The sequence below is a fragment of the Acinetobacter defluvii genome, assembly GCF_001704615.3.
Lineage (GTDB): Bacteria > Pseudomonadota > Gammaproteobacteria > Pseudomonadales > Moraxellaceae > Acinetobacter > Acinetobacter defluvii.
This window is the reverse complement of record NZ_CP029397.2, coordinates 2,848,505-2,865,959: the sequence shown is the minus strand read 5'-3', so window position 1 is coordinate 2,865,959 and position 17,455 is coordinate 2,848,505. Positions and strand designations below refer to the sequence as shown.

General features: G+C 37.9%; 24 protein-coding genes. 10 read left to right on the top strand and 14 right to left on the bottom strand.

What is annotated here, in order from left to right; all coding sequences use genetic code 11:
* Window positions 1–395: 395 nt before the first annotated feature.
* A complete protein-coding gene (locus DJ533_RS16155; RefSeq protein ID WP_065993509.1) occupies window positions 396–884 on the bottom strand; it encodes a YajQ family cyclic di-GMP-binding protein in 489 nt (162 codons plus the stop codon).
* A 91-nt stretch (window positions 885–975) separates the two neighbouring features.
* On the opposite strand from DJ533_RS16155, the gene DJ533_RS16150 reads away from it, so the two are divergent.
* A complete protein-coding gene (locus DJ533_RS16150) occupies window positions 976–1,290 on the top strand; it encodes a rhodanese-like domain-containing protein (protein ID WP_065993510.1) in 315 nt (104 codons plus the stop codon).
* Window positions 1,291–1,400: 110 nt separating this feature from the next.
* Here the strand turns inward: DJ533_RS16150 and mnmC are convergent, their stop codons facing one another.
* Genes mnmC through DJ533_RS16130 form a run of 4 tightly spaced genes read right to left on the bottom strand, consistent with a single transcriptional unit; the run spans window position 1,401 to window position 4,830 of the window.
* Window positions 1,401–3,341, bottom strand: a complete 1,941-nt coding sequence (gene mnmC / locus DJ533_RS16145) for an FAD-dependent 5-carboxymethylaminomethyl-2-thiouridine(34) oxidoreductase MnmC (protein ID WP_065993511.1) — start codon at window positions 3,339–3,341, stop codon at window positions 1,401–1,403.
* 58 nt (window positions 3,342–3,399) lie between these two features.
* On the bottom strand, window positions 3,400–3,897 hold the full coding sequence (locus DJ533_RS16140; RefSeq protein WP_065993512.1) for a hypothetical protein: 498 nt from the start codon (window positions 3,895–3,897) through the stop codon (window positions 3,400–3,402).
* 4 nt (window positions 3,898–3,901) lie between these two features.
* Window positions 3,902–4,204 (bottom strand): YciI family protein, encoded by a 303-nt coding sequence (locus tag DJ533_RS16135; RefSeq protein ID WP_065993513.1) that lies wholly within the window; start codon window positions 4,202–4,204, stop codon window positions 3,902–3,904.
* Window positions 4,205–4,218: 14 nt separating this feature from the next.
* Window positions 4,219–4,830 (bottom strand): inner membrane-spanning protein YciB, encoded by a 612-nt coding sequence (locus DJ533_RS16130; RefSeq protein WP_065993514.1) that lies wholly within the window; start codon window positions 4,828–4,830, stop codon window positions 4,219–4,221.
* Between the two features lie 47 nt (window positions 4,831–4,877).
* Here DJ533_RS16130 and DJ533_RS16125 point away from each other — a divergent pair, with 47 nt between their 5' ends.
* Window positions 4,878–5,729 carry a PHP domain-containing protein gene (locus DJ533_RS16125; RefSeq protein WP_065993515.1) on the top strand — a complete coding sequence of 284 codons (852 nt, stop codon included), beginning with the start codon at window positions 4,878–4,880 and terminating at the stop codon, window positions 5,727–5,729.
* A gap of 127 nt (window positions 5,730–5,856) precedes the next feature.
* Here the strand turns inward: DJ533_RS16125 and DJ533_RS16120 are convergent, their stop codons facing one another.
* A complete protein-coding gene (locus DJ533_RS16120; protein WP_065993516.1) occupies window positions 5,857–6,768 on the bottom strand; it encodes a bestrophin family protein in 912 nt (303 codons plus the stop codon).
* Between the two features lie 39 nt (window positions 6,769–6,807).
* The gene (radC, locus tag DJ533_RS16115) at window positions 6,808–7,545 is read right to left on the bottom strand and encodes a RadC family protein (protein WP_065993517.1); all 738 of its coding nucleotides are present in this window, start codon (window positions 7,543–7,545) and stop codon (window positions 6,808–6,810) included.
* A 114-nt stretch (window positions 7,546–7,659) separates the two neighbouring features.
* Between radC and coaBC the strand changes: the two genes are divergently transcribed.
* From coaBC to DJ533_RS16095, 4 genes are all read left to right on the top strand, one after another.
* A complete protein-coding gene (coaBC, locus tag DJ533_RS16110) occupies window positions 7,660–8,925 on the top strand; it encodes a bifunctional phosphopantothenoylcysteine decarboxylase/phosphopantothenate--cysteine ligase CoaBC (protein ID WP_065993518.1) in 1,266 nt (421 codons plus the stop codon).
* Window positions 8,926–9,055: 130 nt separating this feature from the next.
* Complete coding sequence (locus DJ533_RS16105; RefSeq protein ID WP_065993519.1) at window positions 9,056–9,430, top strand: cytochrome b562; 375 nt, start codon at window positions 9,056–9,058, stop codon at window positions 9,428–9,430.
* Between the two features lie 180 nt (window positions 9,431–9,610).
* Window positions 9,611–10,468 (top strand): bifunctional transcriptional activator/DNA repair enzyme AdaA, encoded by an 858-nt coding sequence (locus DJ533_RS16100; protein WP_065993520.1) that lies wholly within the window; start codon window positions 9,611–9,613, stop codon window positions 10,466–10,468.
* On the top strand, window positions 10,455–11,066 hold the full coding sequence (locus DJ533_RS16095; RefSeq protein ID WP_065993560.1) for an alpha-ketoglutarate-dependent dioxygenase AlkB family protein: 612 nt from the start codon (window positions 10,455–10,457) through the stop codon (window positions 11,064–11,066). Before DJ533_RS16100 ends, DJ533_RS16095 begins: the two co-directional genes overlap by 14 nt.
* Before the next feature lie 257 nt (window positions 11,067–11,323).
* Here DJ533_RS16095 and DJ533_RS19105 read toward each other — a convergent pair whose 3' ends face one another.
* The 5 genes from DJ533_RS19105 to rsgA all read right to left on the bottom strand — a co-directional run bounded on the left by DJ533_RS19105 (window position 11,324) and on the right by rsgA (window position 14,023).
* Window positions 11,324–11,551: a hypothetical protein gene (locus tag DJ533_RS19105; protein ID WP_171488575.1), complete on the bottom strand. Its 228-nt coding sequence runs from the start codon at window positions 11,549–11,551 to the stop codon at window positions 11,324–11,326.
* Window positions 11,552–11,702: 151 nt separating this feature from the next.
* Window positions 11,703–12,161, bottom strand: a complete 459-nt coding sequence (gene secB / locus DJ533_RS16085) for a protein-export chaperone SecB (protein ID WP_065993521.1) — start codon at window positions 12,159–12,161, stop codon at window positions 11,703–11,705.
* 30 nt (window positions 12,162–12,191) lie between these two features.
* Window positions 12,192–12,449, bottom strand: a complete 258-nt coding sequence (gene grxC / locus DJ533_RS16080) for a glutaredoxin 3 (protein ID WP_065993522.1) — start codon at window positions 12,447–12,449, stop codon at window positions 12,192–12,194.
* A gap of 16 nt (window positions 12,450–12,465) precedes the next feature.
* Window positions 12,466–12,873, bottom strand: a complete 408-nt coding sequence (locus DJ533_RS16075; RefSeq protein ID WP_065993523.1) for a rhodanese-like domain-containing protein — start codon at window positions 12,871–12,873, stop codon at window positions 12,466–12,468.
* A 91-nt stretch (window positions 12,874–12,964) separates the two neighbouring features.
* A complete protein-coding gene (gene rsgA, locus DJ533_RS16070; protein WP_065993524.1) occupies window positions 12,965–14,023 on the bottom strand; it encodes a ribosome small subunit-dependent GTPase A in 1,059 nt (352 codons plus the stop codon).
* A 121-nt stretch (window positions 14,024–14,144) separates the two neighbouring features.
* On the opposite strand from rsgA, the gene orn reads away from it, so the two are divergent.
* The gene (gene orn, locus DJ533_RS16065; protein ID WP_065993525.1) at window positions 14,145–14,702 is read left to right on the top strand and encodes an oligoribonuclease; all 558 of its coding nucleotides are present in this window, start codon (window positions 14,145–14,147) and stop codon (window positions 14,700–14,702) included.
* Window positions 14,703–14,877: 175 nt separating this feature from the next.
* Here orn and DJ533_RS18990 read toward each other — a convergent pair whose 3' ends face one another.
* A complete protein-coding gene (locus tag DJ533_RS18990; RefSeq protein ID WP_228716493.1) occupies window positions 14,878–15,402 on the bottom strand; it encodes a hypothetical protein in 525 nt (174 codons plus the stop codon).
* 56 nt (window positions 15,403–15,458) lie between these two features.
* Window positions 15,459–16,115 (bottom strand): hypothetical protein, encoded by a 657-nt coding sequence (locus tag DJ533_RS18985; protein ID WP_228716492.1) that lies wholly within the window; start codon window positions 16,113–16,115, stop codon window positions 15,459–15,461.
* 54 nt (window positions 16,116–16,169) lie between these two features.
* Here DJ533_RS18985 and DJ533_RS16055 point away from each other — a divergent pair, with 54 nt between their 5' ends.
* From DJ533_RS16055 to DJ533_RS16045, 3 genes are all read left to right on the top strand, one after another.
* Window positions 16,170–16,562 carry a hypothetical protein gene (locus tag DJ533_RS16055; protein WP_065993526.1) on the top strand — a complete coding sequence of 131 codons (393 nt, stop codon included), beginning with the start codon at window positions 16,170–16,172 and terminating at the stop codon, window positions 16,560–16,562.
* Between the two features lie 73 nt (window positions 16,563–16,635).
* Entirely contained in the window at window positions 16,636–16,833 is a 198-nt protein-coding gene (locus DJ533_RS16050; RefSeq protein WP_065993527.1) for a hypothetical protein, read from the top strand.
* Window positions 16,834–16,911: 78 nt separating this feature from the next.
* Window positions 16,912–17,388 carry a P-loop NTPase family protein gene (locus DJ533_RS16045; RefSeq protein WP_065993528.1) on the top strand — a complete coding sequence of 159 codons (477 nt, stop codon included), beginning with the start codon at window positions 16,912–16,914 and terminating at the stop codon, window positions 17,386–17,388.
* The last annotated feature ends 67 nt before the right edge of the window (window positions 17,389–17,455 follow it).

Genomic DNA, 17,455 nt, shown 5'->3' with positions numbered 1-17,455 from the left:
TTCAAATTAAAATAAAAAAAAAGCTATTGACTTTTACAGCATGCATTTATTGCAAATGATTTATGATAAATTAGAATTACGCACTGATAGACTGTAAAAATAAGAACTAAGCTGTATAAAATATAGGGATCAAACAAACTAAATATTTTTGTATAGCACATAGCAAGCTATGATTTTATATAATTTTTTAGAAAAAAGAGCTTTGATTCTCATGAGGTAAAATGAATAGTAACCCTACTATCTAAAGGCCTTATTATTTTGTATCTTTTAGCATCATGAACGAAAATGGGTAAAATGATAGGAATGTTCCCTTGTCATCTTACCCGCTTTATAATAGCTTTTAAGAAAATTAATTTTAAATTAAAATCAAATTCTTATATAAAAAATAAAATATCTTAGTCTTTGAAGTTGTTGAATTGAAGTGGGACACCAAATTGCTGTTCTTTTAAAAATGCCATCACTTGTTGCAAAGTATCGCGCTTTTTATCAGTCACACGAATTTTGTCACCTTGGATAGATGATTGCACTTTGACACCGCTTTCTTTAATGGCTTTATTAATTTTTTTTGCAGTATCTGAGTCAAGACCATCTTTAAGCTTGATGATTTGAATCACATTTTTACCTGAAGCCGTCATTTTTTGTGGATCAAGTGCTTGGATGTCTACTTTACGTTTAAAGAAGTGATTTTCCAACATGCTATAGACTTGTTCACATTGGAAATCGCTTTCAGTTGAAATTTTGATTTCTTTATTTTTTTCATTAATTTCAATAGAAACATCTTGACCACGGAAGTCAAAGCGAGTCGCAATTTCTTTTTGAGTGTTCTGAACGGCATGATTTACTTCAAAAATCTCTAATTCTGAAACAATATCGAAAGATGGCATAGTTTAGACCTTTACAAATGGAAAGAATATCTGAGATGCTAGGGATGTTTTCTTCATTTGCCAAGTGTTGTTTACATCAAAGGAGTGCGCAATGATCCGTAAACAAGAAATTACAACATTTGAGTTCCCAGAAAATGCAATTATCTGGGATGTTCGTGATGCCAAAGCCTATGCTGAAGGTCATATCAAAGGTGCTGTTAATCAGCCTATTGATGATTTATCCGCAGACAGCTTAACTCAAGTGGATTCGGATCAGCCCATATATATTTTATGCGGCGGTGGCAGTAAAGCTCCACGTGCAGCAGAAAAACTAGAAAGCTTGGATAGCTCTCGAGATTATGTGGTACTTATGGGTGGTACACGTGCAGCACGTGATGCAGGCTTGCCTTTAGAGCAAGAAGCATAAGAAAAGCGCCGTAAGGCGCTTTTTTGTTGTATTGGGATTTATTGGAATTTGAAGAAAACTAAAATAATCTAACCTTAAGGCTTCTTTTTAGAAAGCTACTCAAAATAAAATCAAAGTTCAGGTGCTTGATAATACGGTTTACGTACTCGTACTTTCTTTCGACCACGGGTTGCGCTGAGTTTGTCCAATAAGTTTTGCGAAATAGGGCAAGCTTCTTTTAAAACCAATGCCACCAAGATTTCACTACATAAGGGTGCAAATAAAAAGCCTTTCGAGCCTAAACCTGAAAATGTGTATATTTCACAATCATCCACACCTTTTCCAACGACAGGAAAATAGTCAAGTGTTTGTGCACGCACGGAGGCACGACCTTGCCAAGTGTCTATTTTAGGCAATGATTTCGCATAGTCAGGGAAAGCAGTGTGGATAAGTTCATAGTTATGCACATGATCTGCATGCTCGACAGCTGAATCATCTCGTTCAGGGTGAAATGAGGCACCTAAAATCAAATGCTCAGCATCGAGTTGCATACAATAACCACCAAAACTATAAGCTTGTTTGGGATTTAATTGTAATCCAGTATTTTTCAGCCAGCTAACTTGTCCTCGAATCGCTCTTAAACGTGGATAATGAGAAAAGAAGCGCTGACTTTCACGTGCACAGCACACTACAACATGATCAAATGCTCCTAAGACATTTTGATCAATATCTAAAAGTTGAATCTGTGCATTGTCCAGTTTTTGACAGTGTTCAATTTGTGCGACTTTGAAATCAATTAAATCGTGCGCAAGAATTTGATCACACAATTGCTGCGGTGAAATTGCACCTGCTTGTTTGAAGTGTAAGCTTGCATATTCAGTTTTTAAATCGATTTCAGTTGCAGCAGTATGCGTTAAGACATCATCTGGATAGTGTTGTATTAAATCTAAAGCTTCTTGAGGATTTTTTTGAATTAATTGATGAATTGAAATCGCTCGAAATGCCTGAAAATGAGGATAATAATGTTTTGCATATTGCCATGACAACGTCATGAGATGATCAGCGCTTTGCTCAATTGGACACAGTTTAGGGTTCAATAATGCAAGAGGGTTTCCAGAAGCACCTGCTAGTGGCGCTGATTGGTCGTAGATCGTGACTTGATGCCCACGTTCAGCAAATGCCCAAGCACAACTTAATCCAGCAATTCCAGCGCCTATAATGGCAATTTGACGCTGTTTAAATTGCGAAGTAGATCGGCATTCAGTTTTTTGAGGTGTTGAATCTTGGTTTCTATTCGTCTCATGCTTATTTTCAGTGGTTAATTCTTCTGTTTGTACATTAGGTTTAAGCCAAATTGCTTTGAGCATTTCCCGTTTATGACCAAAACCTCGTGGACGTGAGATTGAGATCCCATGTTCTTTCAAACCACGTTTTAAAATACCTGCCACACTGAATGAAGCAAAACTAGTTCCATAATCTGATAAACGCACAATGTGATTTAAAACATTCTCTGCCCACATATCGGGGTTACAAGAGGGCGCAAATCCATCTAAAAACCATGCATTCACTGAGGTCGTTTTGGGAATGATTGGGAAAATATCTTGTGCATCACCGAACCACAAATCAATCGAAAAGCGTTCTTCAGGAAAATTCAGACGATGACAGCCTGCAAGTGGTAATGGATATTGTTGAATCAGTTGATCTGCTAAGGGTTTAAGTTCATCCCAAACACTCAAAGCTCGAATCAAATCTGCTTTGGACAATGGAAATTTTTCGACACTGATGGCATGTAAATGACTGTGATTATCAGGGCGTACTTGTTGCCAAAGTTGCCATAAGGCTAAAATATTTAAACCTGTGCCGAAACCCGTTTCAGCCACCGTAAAATACTCAAAAGCCTGTAAATCCGTTAAACGAGTCGAAAGATCATTACCATTTAAAAATACATGCCGTGTTTCAAAGAGTCCATTGTCTTTGGAAAAATAGACATCACCAAATTGTTTGGAAATTGGAACTTCAATGCCATCGACAGATTGCCAATCCAAGTCAGCAGTTTGAATGGTATTTGACAATGTTGTGTACCTTTTGAAACTTTAAAAAGAGATAAACCGATAGGAGATCGTCAGTGGTTTACCACTGACGACGACGTTTGGTATAGATATAGCTGGCGATCAGGAAACCGAGTAATACACCGACAGCGATGGTCGCTGCGCCATACAAAAACATTTGCGCGCTTTGCTCACTTTGTAGGACTTGCACTTGTACCCCAAGATTATCATTTTTTAATTGCAGCTCTTGGTTCTGTGCTAAAGCTTCTAGATTTGCTTTTTCAAGTTGCTGTAAACGAGTGGCTTGATCTTTGACGAGTGCTTTGACTTTAGCATCTTGTGATGCTTTTTCTTTGATGATTTGTTCTGCGGTTAAAGGTTTATTTTCCTGTGCTTGCGCTTGATTTTGAATAATCGTATTAGCACCTGCAACCGCAGGTAAAATAGAAGGTTTTGGGGGAGGCGTTGCTGCAGCAATTTGTGCAGCTTGATTGGTTGGTGGAGTAGCTGTCGGTTCTGCCCATACAACAGATGAGCAAAGTAAAGAAAAACCCAATAAACTTTGGACGACAACACGCATTGGCTTATCCTTTTGGTAGAGCTTTGTTAAATGGTTTTACATCAACGTGGCTATACACACCTTCTTTAACAAAAGGTTCATCCTTCAACCATTCATCTAAGGCTTCACGACTTTCAAAATCTAAAATCATGGTGCTCCCATAAAAACCTGCTTGTGGATTTTCACGATCTTTAGGCATTGCACCAGCAACGATCACACGACCTTCAGCATCTAATTTTTCTAAACGTGCCAAATGTTGAGGACGAACAGCAAGACGTTTTTCAACTGTACCGTCTTGGTCGGTACAGGTAATCACAAATAAAGGCATGGAAAAGACCTGATTTACTCTGAAGATTTAAAATGTTTTCGCAAGCAAAATAGTATAACAGCAAGGTAGCTTAAGGATACGATAATATCGCCAAAAGCGGTAAATTCGCCCCAATATTTGCCATCCATATACAAGAAACCGAAAAAATAATGTAAAGCGGCTAATAAGAAGAATTGACCACACCATGCCCAGTTTAAACGCATCCAGCCTTCACGACTAAGTTCTAGCATTGACCCCAGCAATTTTTGGATAATTGGTAAACGTTCTTTATTGAATAATGGCGTGACCAAAAAGCCAATGCCAATACCTAAATTTAAGATGACTGCTTTGAGTTTGATATAGGTCACATCGCTGAAAGCAAGGGTAATTCCCCCAAAAATCACAGACATGATGACGATAAACCATTGCATCTTTTCAAGTCTGAACTTTTGTGCGAAGAACAAGCAACCATAAACCACTAAGGTTGAAATCAATAAGGCACAGGTTGCAACTAAAATATGGTTTTGGTCAACATTGCCTGTACTTCCCACCAATTCGAGTAAAGGGTGTTGGTGATCTTTGGGATCTGTCGTTTTATAAAAATAAAAGAAGATAATAATAGGTAAATAATCAAATAGCGCTTTCATGCTACAGTAGGGTCATCAAATTTTGGTGACTTAGCATAATACAAACAATGATTGGTGTCGATTTACATACGCATAGTAATATTTCAGATGGCACACTCACGCCTGAAGAGCTGATCCAAGCTGCCCATGCATTAGGTATAAAGACCTTTGCATTAACCGACCACGATACAATGGATGGTGTATTACGTGCGAAATATTGTGCTGCAAATTTAGGTATGCAATTGATTTCTGGTGTAGAAATTTCCAGTCAATGGTCACGCCCATCCACCAAAAAAAGTTATGGCGTACATATCGTGGCTTTAAATATGCAAAATCCTGAACCTTTAGAAAAGTTACTTGCTAAACAAAAACGCATCCGAGCAGTACGTTCCAAGCAAATTTGTGATTTGCTGATTCCTTTGATTGGACAGGATATTTATGCTGATGTCATTGCTAAAGTTGATGGTGAAGCAGATCGTGTAACGCGCACGCATATCGCCAAAACTTTAGTGGAAAAAGGAATAGTGCAGCGACCACAACAAGCCTTTGATAAATATATTAAAGAAGGTAAAAAAGCTTATGTAAAATTTGATGGTTTAGGACTTAAAGAGACCATTGAAGTGATTCATGACAGCCAAGGCTTTGCTGTTTTGGCACATCCCACACGTTATGATTTGTCTTCAACAAATATTAGATACTTGATTGAAATTTTTGCTCAATTCGGTGGTGATGCTGTTGAGCTTCCACCTGCAATTGATACTGCATCTACCCGACAAATGGTTGATCGTATGATTGCTCAGTTTAATTTAAAAGTGTCCGTGGGGAGTGATTTTCATGGTGGTCATATGCCTTGGATTAAACTAGGCAATATTCCACGTGTAAAAGAAGGGCAAGTGGGGATTTGGGAGAGCTTTCGTTAATCCAAATGTAATTTGCTAATCCTTTGTTAGATACAGCAAAGAAGTTTTCATTTGTTAGATTCTAAAGTAAATAAAGCTTGTTTTTTTGACAGAAGAAGCTTAAAGGGAAAAAAATTAAAACTTAGGATCAAAGTAGGTTATGATCCTGCGCCTGAATCGGCGGCGGTGTGGGTTTACCCAAAGTCCCTAACAGTTCGATTTCAATGGTGCGTACCATCGCATCCAAAGGTAAGTCATTGCTTTGTGTACCAAAAGGCTCTTCGATTTCACTACTCAAAGCATCCAAACCTAAAAAGGTGTAGGCTAAAATCCCGACTAAAAGTGGTGTTGCTAAACCCAACAATGAGCCTAAACTAAAAGGCAACATAAAACAGAAAAAATACACAGTGCGATTCAATAAAACAGAATAAGCAAAAGGCAAAGGTGTGGTTGCAATACGATCACATCCTGTTTGAACTAGACTTAATTCAGTCACATGCTGGTTCATTTGCGTATAAATAATATCGGAAATTTCACCTTCTTTCAGCGCTTGCATCAGTTCCCATTGGATCAAACTCAAAGTATATTGAGGCGCATTGGCTTGTTGATATAATTGTTTTAAGGCTTGTTGACTCATGCCACTGGTTTCTAATAAAGCATCGGGACTGGCGGTTTGATGGCGTAAGCGATCACGTAGTACATTTGCAAACACAATAATATGTTGAATAATGCGTTCACGACGACCTTGTGGAAAAATACGACAATCACGGTCAAAATGGCGAGCATTGGCAATCAACATGCCCCACAGTTTACGTGCTTCCCACCAACGGTCATAACAAGCGGTATTTTTAAAACCTAAAAAGATCGAAAGAACGACACCGATTAAAGTAAAGCCAACTAAAGGTAATTCGGGAAAACGATATAAACCCGTATATTCAATACCACCCACAATGGCAGAGATCAGCATGACAAAACCTAAGGGAGGTAAAACTTTAGGTAAAATCGTGCCACGCCATGAAAAAAGTAGTTTAAAAGTGTCGTTTTGTTCCCGAACAATCATGTAAATCGAATCTGTTATTTTTGTACGATCTTCCTTGCTTCAAACGGCATTGTCAATATGATTTGGTATAAAATCCTTGGTCTTGATTTGTTGGTGCTCTGCAAAGGAATAATTCTGCTCGGCTGCGATGATAATATGATCAAGCAGTTGTATTTCAACCAATTGACACGCCTGTAAAATCTCTTGGGTGAGTTGATGGTCAGCAGAGGAAGGATTTGCACAACCTTTGGGATGATTATGTGCAATCACGATAGATGATGCTTGTTTTTGTATCGCATACCGTAATAATTGGTTAATGGAAATATTGCAATAATTCATTGAGCCATAAAATAACTTCTTAAAGCTTAATTTGCGTAGTTGACTGTCTAAACACAATACAGCAAAAACTTCCTGACTTTCACCGAGCAACTCATAACGTACATAATCACAGATCAAATCGGAACGACTCAAATCCATACCTTGATAAAGTTGTTGTTTAAGATAACGCCGACCTAATTCTTTCACTGCCATGAGTTGAGAATATTTGGTATCTGCAATCCCATGAAATTGCTTGATTTCATCAGGGGAGGCGTCAAAAACGGCATTCAGATGCCCAAAATGTTGAATCAGAATACGAGCCAACGCCACAGCAGAATGTTGTTTTGAACCAGAGCGCAGAAATATTGCCAAAAGCTCAGCATCAGACAAGCTCTCAGCGCCTTGGCTAAGTAAGCGTTCTCTTGGACGTTCTTGTTCAGGCCATTGTTTAATGGATGTCGCTTTAGTGGAGTTATTCATTATTATTCACTGTTTTGATTTATTTTACTTTTCAATTTTCCCAAGTGAATGACTTGGGATATAGATTATTTAATGCTATTGTGAGCGCCACTGCAACAAAAAGGTGACTTGATCGTGAGTTTCGATCTCAGTGTATTTTCTAATAAAAATATTATTCTTGCTGTCACAGGTGGAATTGCAGCTTATAAAAGTGCGATTTTAGTCCGCCGTTTAAAGGATTATGGTTTTAATGTGCGTGTGGTGATGACACATGGCGCGCAAGCATTTATTACCCCTCTTACATTTCAAGCGTTGTCAGGTAATCCTGTGCATACGGAATTACTTAATCCTGAAGCTGAAGCAGGGATGGGGCATATTGAACTGGCACGTTGGGCGGATTTAGTTCTTGTTGCGCCTGCGAGTTGTGACACGATTGCCAAGTTTGCAGCAGGTTTAGCAGATGATTTACTCAGTACTTTATATTTGGCGACCAAAGCACCTGTGTGGATTGCACCTGCGATGAATCAGCAAATGTGGGCAGCTAAAGCAACACAGCGTAATTTAAATACGTTGGTTGAAGATGGCGTACATGTGATCATGCCTGATGCAGGTTCACAAGCATGTGGTGATGTCGGTTTAGGACGTATGCCTGAACCTGAAGATTTAGCCGAACAAGTCAAAAACTATTTCCATCAAGCACAACGTGCGCTTGCTGAAAAGTTCGGTTTACTCGCAGGTAAACGTGTCACCATTACCGCAGGGCCAACACGGGAAGCCATTGATCCTGTACGGTATATTTCTAATCATAGTACAGGAAAAATGGGTTTTGCAATTGCTGCAGCATGTTATACCGCAGGGGCAAAAGTGACGCTAATAGCAGGTCCTGTCAGTCTGGATACGCCTAATGGGGTAAAACGTATTAATGTTTCTTCTGCACTCAAAATGTTAGATGAAAGTCTGCATCAGCTTGAAGAGGGGTGTGATGTGTTTATTGCAACGGCTGCCGTAGCGGACTATCGTGTAGCAGAAGTAGCTGAACATAAAATCAAAAAAGCAGGGGATGAGCTGAATATCGCTTTAATCAAGAACCCTGATATTGTGGCAACGATTGCGCAGCAACAGAAACGCCCATTTATGGTGGGCTTTGCAGCAGAAACTCGTAATGTTGAAGAATATGCAGCAGGTAAACTGGTTGCGAAAAAACTGGATATGATCGCATGTAATGATGTGTCACGAGCGGATATTGGTTTTGCATCAGATCAAAATGCCATGACTGTATTTTTTGCAGATCAATACCAAATGGAAAAACGTGATTTAGAAAAAGCCTCTAAACAAGAGATTGCTCAGCAACTCATTGAAGCAATTCACGATGCTTTAAATCATGAGATTGATCCTGTTTAAAATTACCTTCAAATATCAAAATGCAACGAATTCGTTGCATTTTTTATTGGTTTTTTTGCGATTTTAAATTATGTTTAATCTTGAAAATGGATAATCACCAATGATAGCCACAGTTTTAAGGATGATCCCAATGATCAAAAAAACATTAGCCGCATTCATGCTAGTTTCGGTATGTAGTTTCAGTACAGTAAGTTTTGCTGGTGGTGCTCTTGAAGGGCACATGGAAACCCTTGCTAAAAACTTCAAAACTTTTAATAAAACCACAAATCAAAATGATGCCATCAAGGCTTTAGACAATATGCGAGCTGCCGCAGTCGAAGCGCAAAAAATAAAACTAAAAGCTCAGGATGCCAAAGCACCGACATCAACACAATTATATGCGCAGTTGATTGCTGAAATCGATAAAACCAAAAAGATTGTGCAAGATGGACATCTGGATCATGCCAAAATAGAAGCAAAAAAAATTGCGGCAATTCGTGACCAAGGGCATAAATTGTATCGTTAAAGTTATATTGTTAAGTATGCTCTTCGATGTTTAAAACTGCATCCTTTAAAACGATGCAGTTTTTTATTGTCGATTTCAATTATAAAAATCAATATCATGCAAATTGCGCATGATCTGGATTTATTTTCATTACCTGGGTTGATAAGGTGATCTTTAGAAAATGATCATGAGGATGTGACAATGCAGAAACAAATGCAATTTGAACGTATTGCGCAAGCCATCGAATATATACAAAATAACTTTAAAGATCAGCCAAATTTAGATGAAGTGGCGAAGCACATCCATTTGAGTTCAGCACATTTTCAGCGTTTATTTACCGAATGGGCAGGTACCAGTCCTAAGAAGTTTTTGCAATTTATCAGCCTGCAATATGCAAAGAATATCTTAAAACATCAGCAAGAGTTATCTATTTTAGACGCAACATTTGCAACAGGTTTGTCAAGTCCAAGCCGTTTACATGATTTGTTTATTCAAATTGAAGGCATGACGCCTGCTGAGTATAAAAATGGCGGTGCTAATTTACATATTGAATATCACTTTGCAGCAACGCCTTTTGGTGAAGTGCTGATAGCATCGACAGCGAAAGGGATTTGTGCAATGAATTTTGTAGAGCAAAGAGAACTCGCATTACAGCAGTTAAAAGCACAATTTCCAAATGCAGCGTTTTTAGTGCAGAAAAATGATTTACAAAACAGTGCATTGGCAATTTTTAAGCTGACTGAACATGAGCAAGTGCAGGCATTACCACAAATTAAACTGCATTTGAAAGGTACAGCTTTTCAGCTTAAAGTTTGGGAATGTTTATTGAAAATTCCTAAAGGGCAGTTAAGTAGCTATGGGAATATTGCTGAACTACTCGGAAATCCTAAAGCTTCACGTGCAGTGGGCACAGCGATAGGCAACAATCCTGTTGCATTTTTAATTCCATGTCATCGTGTGATTCAAGCCACAGGTGTATTGGGTGAGTATCATTGGGGCAAAGCCCGAAAAACAGCAATAATCGGTTGGGAAGGAGCACAGAGTGGTGCAAAGTACTGAAAGCAATCGTGTTCCTCATTCTAATATATTGCCCTATGAGGGGTGTGTACATTATTTTGGTCAGATTTTGACTGAAACTGAGGCAGATGCTTATTTTGAAACGTTACTGCAAACTATTGCATGGCAACATGATCAAGCCATTATTTTTGGTAAAACTATTACCACGAAATGCAAAGTGGCATGGTATGGCGATCAGGCATTTGAATATACCTATTCGCATATTCATAAATATGCGCTGCCGTGGACAGCTGAATTACGTATTTTAAAAGCTTTGGTGGAAGCCGAAACGGGAGAAACATTTAATGCGTGTTTATTGAATCTTTATCATTCAGGGGAAGAGGGCATGGCGTGGCACAGTGATGGAGAAAAAGATTTAAAAAAGAATGGTACAATTGCATCACTCAGTTTTGGTGCTGTGCGTAAATTTGCATTTAAACATAAGCAAAGCAAAGAAAAAATTGACATTATTTTGCAAAATGGCAGTTTATTGTTGATGAAAGATACGACACAACGTCATTGGTTACATCGTTTACCACCCACGAAAAAAGTTCATACAGCTCGGATTAATCTGACATTTAGAACGATTGTTGCGTCCTGAGACCTTGCCGAGTGTTAAGGCTTACGAACTAAATAGCCAATTCCACCGATGACGAATCCCATTAAACAGCCATAAAAAATAACAGAATAAGGCACAAGGGTAGATAAAAATAGTGTTTTACTGAGTGGGTAAAATGGATACATATCACTATGTATCAAAGCATCTAATAAAATGTGACTAAAACTTCCAACAAATGCACTGAGCGCAGCAACTTTCCAAGAAATTTGACATGCAGGATAATTAAAAAGCTTTAATACTCATTCACTGATTGGTTTGCCCAACAAGGTTGCAAGACCACCAATCAGCAAAGCACCGATGAGATTGTGTGTGTAAAAATGTAAATATTGCCATCCGTAGATCATGCCAAGCAGGGGTTCGAGATCTATCAGCACCTGTGTGCCTGCAAAGATCATAAAGCTGGTTTTTCTATGTCCGATGACTTTGCAACTTGCACCTAAGCCTAAATGTAATGGGGTAAATGGCATAGCAATGCTGCATGAAAATATTGATTTTAAAATGATAAGTTTTTATGTAAGGCAGAATGTGAAGTCGAGGTGAAGTTTGAATGAAATCTAATAGACAAAACAAAAAAGACCGCATAAAGCGATCTTTTTAGTACAGACATTACTTAAATACTTAAGCTTGACCTTCCGCTGCAGCAGTTTGCGCACGTTCCATATTTGCTTCAAATTCCGCATCAAAATTGATTGGTGTAAGCAGCAATTGAGGGAAACTACCTTTAGTTACCAAATCATTCACCGCTTCACGCAGGAATGGGAACAAAATGTTCGGGCAGTAAGCACCTAAGATATATGGAAGACGATCTTCTTCGATACCATCAATGAGGAAAATACCTGCTTGCGTTGCATCAACGATAAATGCAGTTTCGCCCGCATTGTTCGCTTGAACCACAACTTTTAAAGATACTTCAAAGTGAGTTGGGTCAACTTTTTCAGCAGAAGAAGACAAATTGATGTTGAGTTCAGGTTGCCATTCTTTGGTAAAAACTTGTGCCCCAGGAACTTCAAAAGATAAGTCTTTTGCGTATAAACGTTCTAAAGCAAGTTGTGGTTGAGATTGTTGTTCTTCACTCATTCTTTATATTCCTTAAATATTATGAAGTGATTAAGCAAGTAATTCGTCAAGTTTGCCAGCTTTTTCGAGTGCATAAAGTTGGTCAAACCCACCGATGAATTGATCTTTAATAAAAATTTGTGGCACTGTACGGTGTTTTGTACGTTGCATGAGTTCTACACGAACTTCAGGTGCTTCATTTGAAAGATTAACTTCTTTAAACTCAATACCTTTACGCTCAAGAAGTTGTTTTGCTCGAACGCAATATGGGCAAGACACTGTAGAATATACAATTACATCAGCAGTCATTTTCAACTCCTTAAACTTATTTTGCTTTGATCAAAGGTAAGCCTTGGGCTTTCCAGTTGCTAATACCACCGTCTAAGCGATAACTATCTGCATGACCGACTTGTTGCAAAGCACTGCCTGCAACTTGACCCATATTACAAATAAACACCAATGGACGATCAGCAGTTTTTAACTCTTCCAAATGACTGGTAATTTTGCTGTAAGGGATATTGCGACTACCGCTGATATGACCCTCTTTGAAATCTTTGGTATCACGTAAATCGATCAACATGGCATTCTTCGCTTTGACTAAAATACCAAGTGATTGAGGAGAGATTTTACGACCACTACGTTGACCTTCAAATACGAAGAACAAAATGATCAGAACCCCTAAAACACCAAATAAGAAGGGGTGATTCCCCATAAACTCAAACCAACGTTCCACAATTCACCTAATGACAATCAAAATTTGTGTCGAGTATAGCCTATATATATGGTGATCAAAATCACTGCTTCAAGGCTAGATTTAAAGAAAATTAATTTTTTTGTTGCGCCTCAGTAATTTCTTCGACTAAGCGCAAATAACTTTCTAAGCGTCTAGGGAGTATTTCACCTTCGGCAACGGCTTGTTTTAGTGCACATTGTTTTTCATGGGTATGGGTACAATTACGATATTGGCAATGTCCAATAAATTGTGCAATATCGGAAAATCCAGCATCTATTTTTTCTAAATCTAAATGCCAAAGTCCAAACTCACGGATACCAGGAGAATCGATCAAAGCGCCATTTTCACCAAAACGAATCAGACGTGTTGATGTCGTGGTGTGTTGTCCCAGTGCTGAGTTTTCAGAAATAATATTGGTTTTTTGTGCAGCATTCGGCACGATCACATTGATTAAGGAACTTTTACCGACACCAGATTGCCCAACAAATGCCACTGTTTCATTATCAAGGCGCTGACGAAGCTCAGTTAAATTACCTTCAGCGCGTGTGATGAGTACTTCATAGCCGAGGGCTTGATATTCATTCAGCATGTCTAAAATGGGATCATTATCTTTGAGTAAATCTGACTTATTGAGTACCAATAACACTGGAATATCTGCATCCGCACATGCCACGAGATAACGATCAATCAATGTCGGTGCAGGTTCAGGTAAAACTGCAAACACAATCACAATCAGACTGATATTTGCAGCGACAGGTTTAACTTTGTGATAACGATCAGGGCGGGTCAGTAATGATGTTCGTGGATGAATGGCAGTAATAATGCCTAAACCTGTATTTGGATCAGCTTGCCATTTGACTTTATCACCCGTAACCAACAGTTCTAAGTTGGTGCGCGTATGACAACGCCATACACTATTCAGTTCAATCGGCTTCCAAAACGGTTCAGGCTCGCCTTCTGCAACGCTGGGTTTTGGGGGATGTTCTAGAGGAGTAGAAAGGGCTTGTACTTCAAGTTGGCGTCCATAATGCTGAACGACCAAACCTTCAAGATCATTGGACGTATCAATTTCTTCTTGACGTGTTTTATGTTGTTTCTGAATACGGCGTTGTTGCTGTTCAGTTAAACGACGTTTACGAATTAAAGCCATTCATATCCTAAGAACCACAAAAAAGAGAAAGCAAAAATAACATGATGCAGAAATGAATTACAGCGAAGATCTCAGAAATTTGCTACTATTCATATTTTATAGCCTAATAAGATTGCACTTTATGAGCAGCACGCCAGATACACGCTTGATTTGGATCGACCTTGAAATGACAGGTCTAGACACCGACAATGATCAGATTATTGAAGTCGCAACGATTGTGACAGATGATCACTTGAATATTCTCGCGGAAGGACCTGTACTTGCAGTTCATCAATCAGATGTAATTTTAAATGCGATGGATGAGTGGAATACCAAACAACATGGTCAGTCAGGTCTAATTGAGCGTGTACGTCGTAGTAAATTAACGGCACGTGATGCTGAACTTCAAACTTTAGAGTTTCTAAAGAAATGGGTGAATCCAAAAACATCACCGATGTGTGGTAATTCGATTTGCCAAGACCGTCGTTTTTTACACCGTTTAATGCCTGAAATGGAACAATATTTCCATTATCGTAATTTGGATGTATCCTCTGTGAAAGAGCTTGCAAAACGCTGGCGTCCTGAAATTATGAGCGGCTTAAAGAAAAATGCTTCACATTTAGCAATGGATGATATTCGTGATTCGATCGCAGAGTTAAAATACTATCGTCAGTATTTCTTTATCTCAAATAATGATTAATGCATGCTTTTTGTCTAATCATAAAATGAGTGGATACTATTTTAAACAAGATGCCCAATGAGTCCCATTGGGCATTTTGTATTTTTAGTTACGGCTGTGGATGACATCGCTTACACTGTTTTACAGAAAATGAAAATAAAAATGACAGGTCATTGAATCGGTGAAATAAATAGATTTACGCAGATTTTTTATTTGAATTAGGTAGTATTTTGTACAGTGCATATAGAAAAGCGACTGTAAGGACAAAAATATTCCCCCAATGCACTGTAAAATATGCCAATGTCCATAAAGCACAATAACACCACAACATAAACCATAAAAACTTAATCAGTCCAAACCATTTGAAGCCAGCAGATGCTTCATTTGATTTAAGGTTTTCAGGATTAGTGTATTCTAAATTTATTGAATCATCGTGTGAGTTTTCTATGGTTTTTGACATGGAAACAAAAGGCGTGTTGGATTGTGTTTGTACATTAAGCACAGCATCTTGATAATGGTTAGCACTGTGTTTTAATAAAATTGGTAAAAATTGATCTAAGGTATGATCTGCTTGTGAAAATTCTCTTTTTTCATCTTCTGATATGTGCCAATAATCAGCATGTTCATTTTTAGGATGAGATTCGTTATTAAAGCGATGATGGAGCGCAGCCGCATTGATAATTAAATTACTCGCATAATTTCGTTTTAAACTAAAAGGCAATAAGGGAAATTGTTCCTCTTTTTGATAGAGATCACCTTCATAGCAATTACTTTCTGTCAGTGGAACAGGAAAGGCAATAAGGGAAATTGTTCCTCTTTTTGATAGAGATCACCTTCATAGCAATTACTTTCTGTCAGTGGAACAGGAAAAGAACCATAGCGTTTTGAAATATCAAAGGCGTAGACGTTATTTTGATAGTCATTATAAAAAGATTGCCATGAAAAAGGCTGCAAATCCGCTAAAATTTTGTCTGAAAAATCAGGTGATACATCCATCAATACGTAGTTTTCAACACTATCATGATAATTATTATAGTTAGACTGTAATGGAAATTGATTTGCATCATATTCTTGCCAAAGTGGTTTTTCATCAACATGAATGAGCACTTTAAAAATTTGATTTGGAAAATGGCAGACGATGCAAAAATCTTGTTCACGATTATAAAAATCAAAGATTTGAGAACCGGTAAGTGGTGGAAATATTTTAGATGCAAAGTGCAAACTAATTTTATAAAGCCCCTGAATTTTCAGATGGTTGAGTATATGTGAAGCAGAACCTGCCAATAAAGCCCCTTTTTCTAGATCACGCAAAATTGGAAAATGAGTAAAAAGTAAAGGATGGCGATCTAAAATTTCTGAATCCACTGCGCCAGTTAAAAACTCATTTCCATAACTGACTAAAGCCACTTGGCGATAAGCTCTTTCTAAATACACGGTATTTTCCTGTTATTATGTTTTTTGACTAGGATATAGCATGTGTAAAAAATAATGAGAAAACAATATCATTTCCGTCAAGTGGGTGATGATACTTATATTTGGGATGTGGATCATTTGATAGAGTTAAGCCGACATTTTCCAGTCATAGAAATCCTCTTAGTTGATATTCAAGAGCTCAACGAGGCTTATTGGTTTCCAGACAGTTATCCAACAATTCAACAAATTATTGGGCATATTCAATTGGTTCAAGAAGCAGACCTCACCTATCCTATTATTTTATGTGCAGATGGACGAGTGATGGATGGCATGCATCGTGTGGCAAAGGCACAATTACAAGGTCAATTGACCATTCAAGCAGTAAAATTTGAAACCACACCTGAGCCAGATTTTAAAAATATAGATGAAGACGATTTAGATTACACAGCGCGGTCAACACTTACATAAATTCTACAGGATCAGTATTTTGCTTTGATTAAGTGTTGCATAGAGTAGAATCACAACAACAAGGAGTAATACCATGCGTGTAGAAATAGAAGGCTTACAACAAGGCTCAATCGAAGTTGAACTACAAATAATTCCAAGAGTTGGGGAAACGGTCAAAGTGATGTATGGCGCGGACGCTGAAGTGAAAGGTGAAGTGACTGAGGTTGAACATTATATTAACCAACATGCCAATGATCAAAAGGTGATATTAACGATACGCCCATTGTATTGATCAAATAAAGATGTGGTTAAAAAGTAGCTCAGGCTACTTTTTATTTGCATATAATTTAGAGGTTTATAGGATAGCTATATGCAAAGAATAAATGTTGTTGGTACATCTGCCTCAGGGAAATCAACATTTGCTCGACAATTAGCACAAAAACTTAATTTAGCCTATATCGAGTTGGATGATTTATTGTGGTTGGATAATTGGCAAGAAACGCCTGATGCTGAATTTTTTCAAAAGATTAAAGATGCGATGGTGCAGTCATCTGATGGCTATGTGATTGATGGAAATTATACTCGAACAGTACCTTTGACTTGGCAAGAGATTGATACTGTCATTTGGCTTGATTTACCTTTTTACCTTAATTTATATCAATCGATTAAACGTGCCTTAAGTCGTGCGATCTCAAAACAGCCATTTTGGGAAAATTCAAATAATACTGAAAGTTTTAAACAAATGTTGAGTCGAGATTCAATTATTTTATGGATGATCAAAACCCATAAAAAGAATCGGAAAAAGTATCAAGCCAGAATCAAAAATTCTGAATATGCACATATTTAATTTATTCGTTTAAGGTCAAGAAAAGAAATTGAAAATTTTTTTAAAATGATTTGATTACTTAAATCCA

Coding starts and splice junctions, on each gene's coding strand:
- DJ533_RS16155 (WP_065993509.1), bottom strand. CDS start 884: ATGCCATCTTTCGATATTGTTTCAGAATTAGAGATTTTTGAAGTAAAT.
- DJ533_RS16150 (WP_065993510.1), top strand. CDS start 976: ATGATCCGTAAACAAGAAATTACAACATTTGAGTTCCCAGAAAATGCA.
- DJ533_RS16140 (WP_065993512.1), bottom strand. CDS start 3,897: ATGCGTGTTGTCGTCCAAAGTTTATTGGGTTTTTCTTTACTTTGCTCA.
- DJ533_RS16135 (WP_065993513.1), bottom strand. CDS start 4,204: ATGCCTTTATTTGTGATTACCTGTACCGACCAAGACGGTACAGTTGAA.
- DJ533_RS16130 (WP_065993514.1), bottom strand. CDS start 4,830: ATGAAAGCGCTATTTGATTATTTACCTATTATTATCTTCTTTTATTTT.
- DJ533_RS16125 (WP_065993515.1), top strand. CDS start 4,878: ATGATTGGTGTCGATTTACATACGCATAGTAATATTTCAGATGGCACA.
- DJ533_RS16120 (WP_065993516.1), bottom strand. CDS start 6,768: ATGATTGTTCGGGAACAAAACGACACTTTTAAACTACTTTTTTCATGG.
- radC (WP_065993517.1), bottom strand. CDS start 7,545: ATGAATAACTCCACTAAAGCGACATCCATTAAACAATGGCCTGAACAA.
- DJ533_RS16105 (WP_065993519.1), top strand. CDS start 9,056: ATGATCAAAAAAACATTAGCCGCATTCATGCTAGTTTCGGTATGTAGT.
- DJ533_RS16100 (WP_065993520.1), top strand. CDS start 9,611: ATGCAGAAACAAATGCAATTTGAACGTATTGCGCAAGCCATCGAATAT.
- DJ533_RS19105 (WP_171488575.1), bottom strand. CDS start 11,551: ATGCCATTTACCCCATTACATTTAGGCTTAGGTGCAAGTTGCAAAGTC.
- secB (WP_065993521.1), bottom strand. CDS start 12,161: ATGAGTGAAGAACAACAATCTCAACCACAACTTGCTTTAGAACGTTTA.
- grxC (WP_065993522.1), bottom strand. CDS start 12,449: ATGACTGCTGATGTAATTGTATATTCTACAGTGTCTTGCCCATATTGC.
- rsgA (WP_065993524.1), bottom strand. CDS start 14,023: ATGGCTTTAATTCGTAAACGTCGTTTAACTGAACAGCAACAACGCCGT.
- orn (WP_065993525.1), top strand. CDS start 14,145: ATGAGCAGCACGCCAGATACACGCTTGATTTGGATCGACCTTGAAATG.
- DJ533_RS16055 (WP_065993526.1), top strand. CDS start 16,170: ATGAGAAAACAATATCATTTCCGTCAAGTGGGTGATGATACTTATATT.
- DJ533_RS16050 (WP_065993527.1), top strand. CDS start 16,636: ATGCGTGTAGAAATAGAAGGCTTACAACAAGGCTCAATCGAAGTTGAA.
- DJ533_RS16045 (WP_065993528.1), top strand. CDS start 16,912: ATGCAAAGAATAAATGTTGTTGGTACATCTGCCTCAGGGAAATCAACA.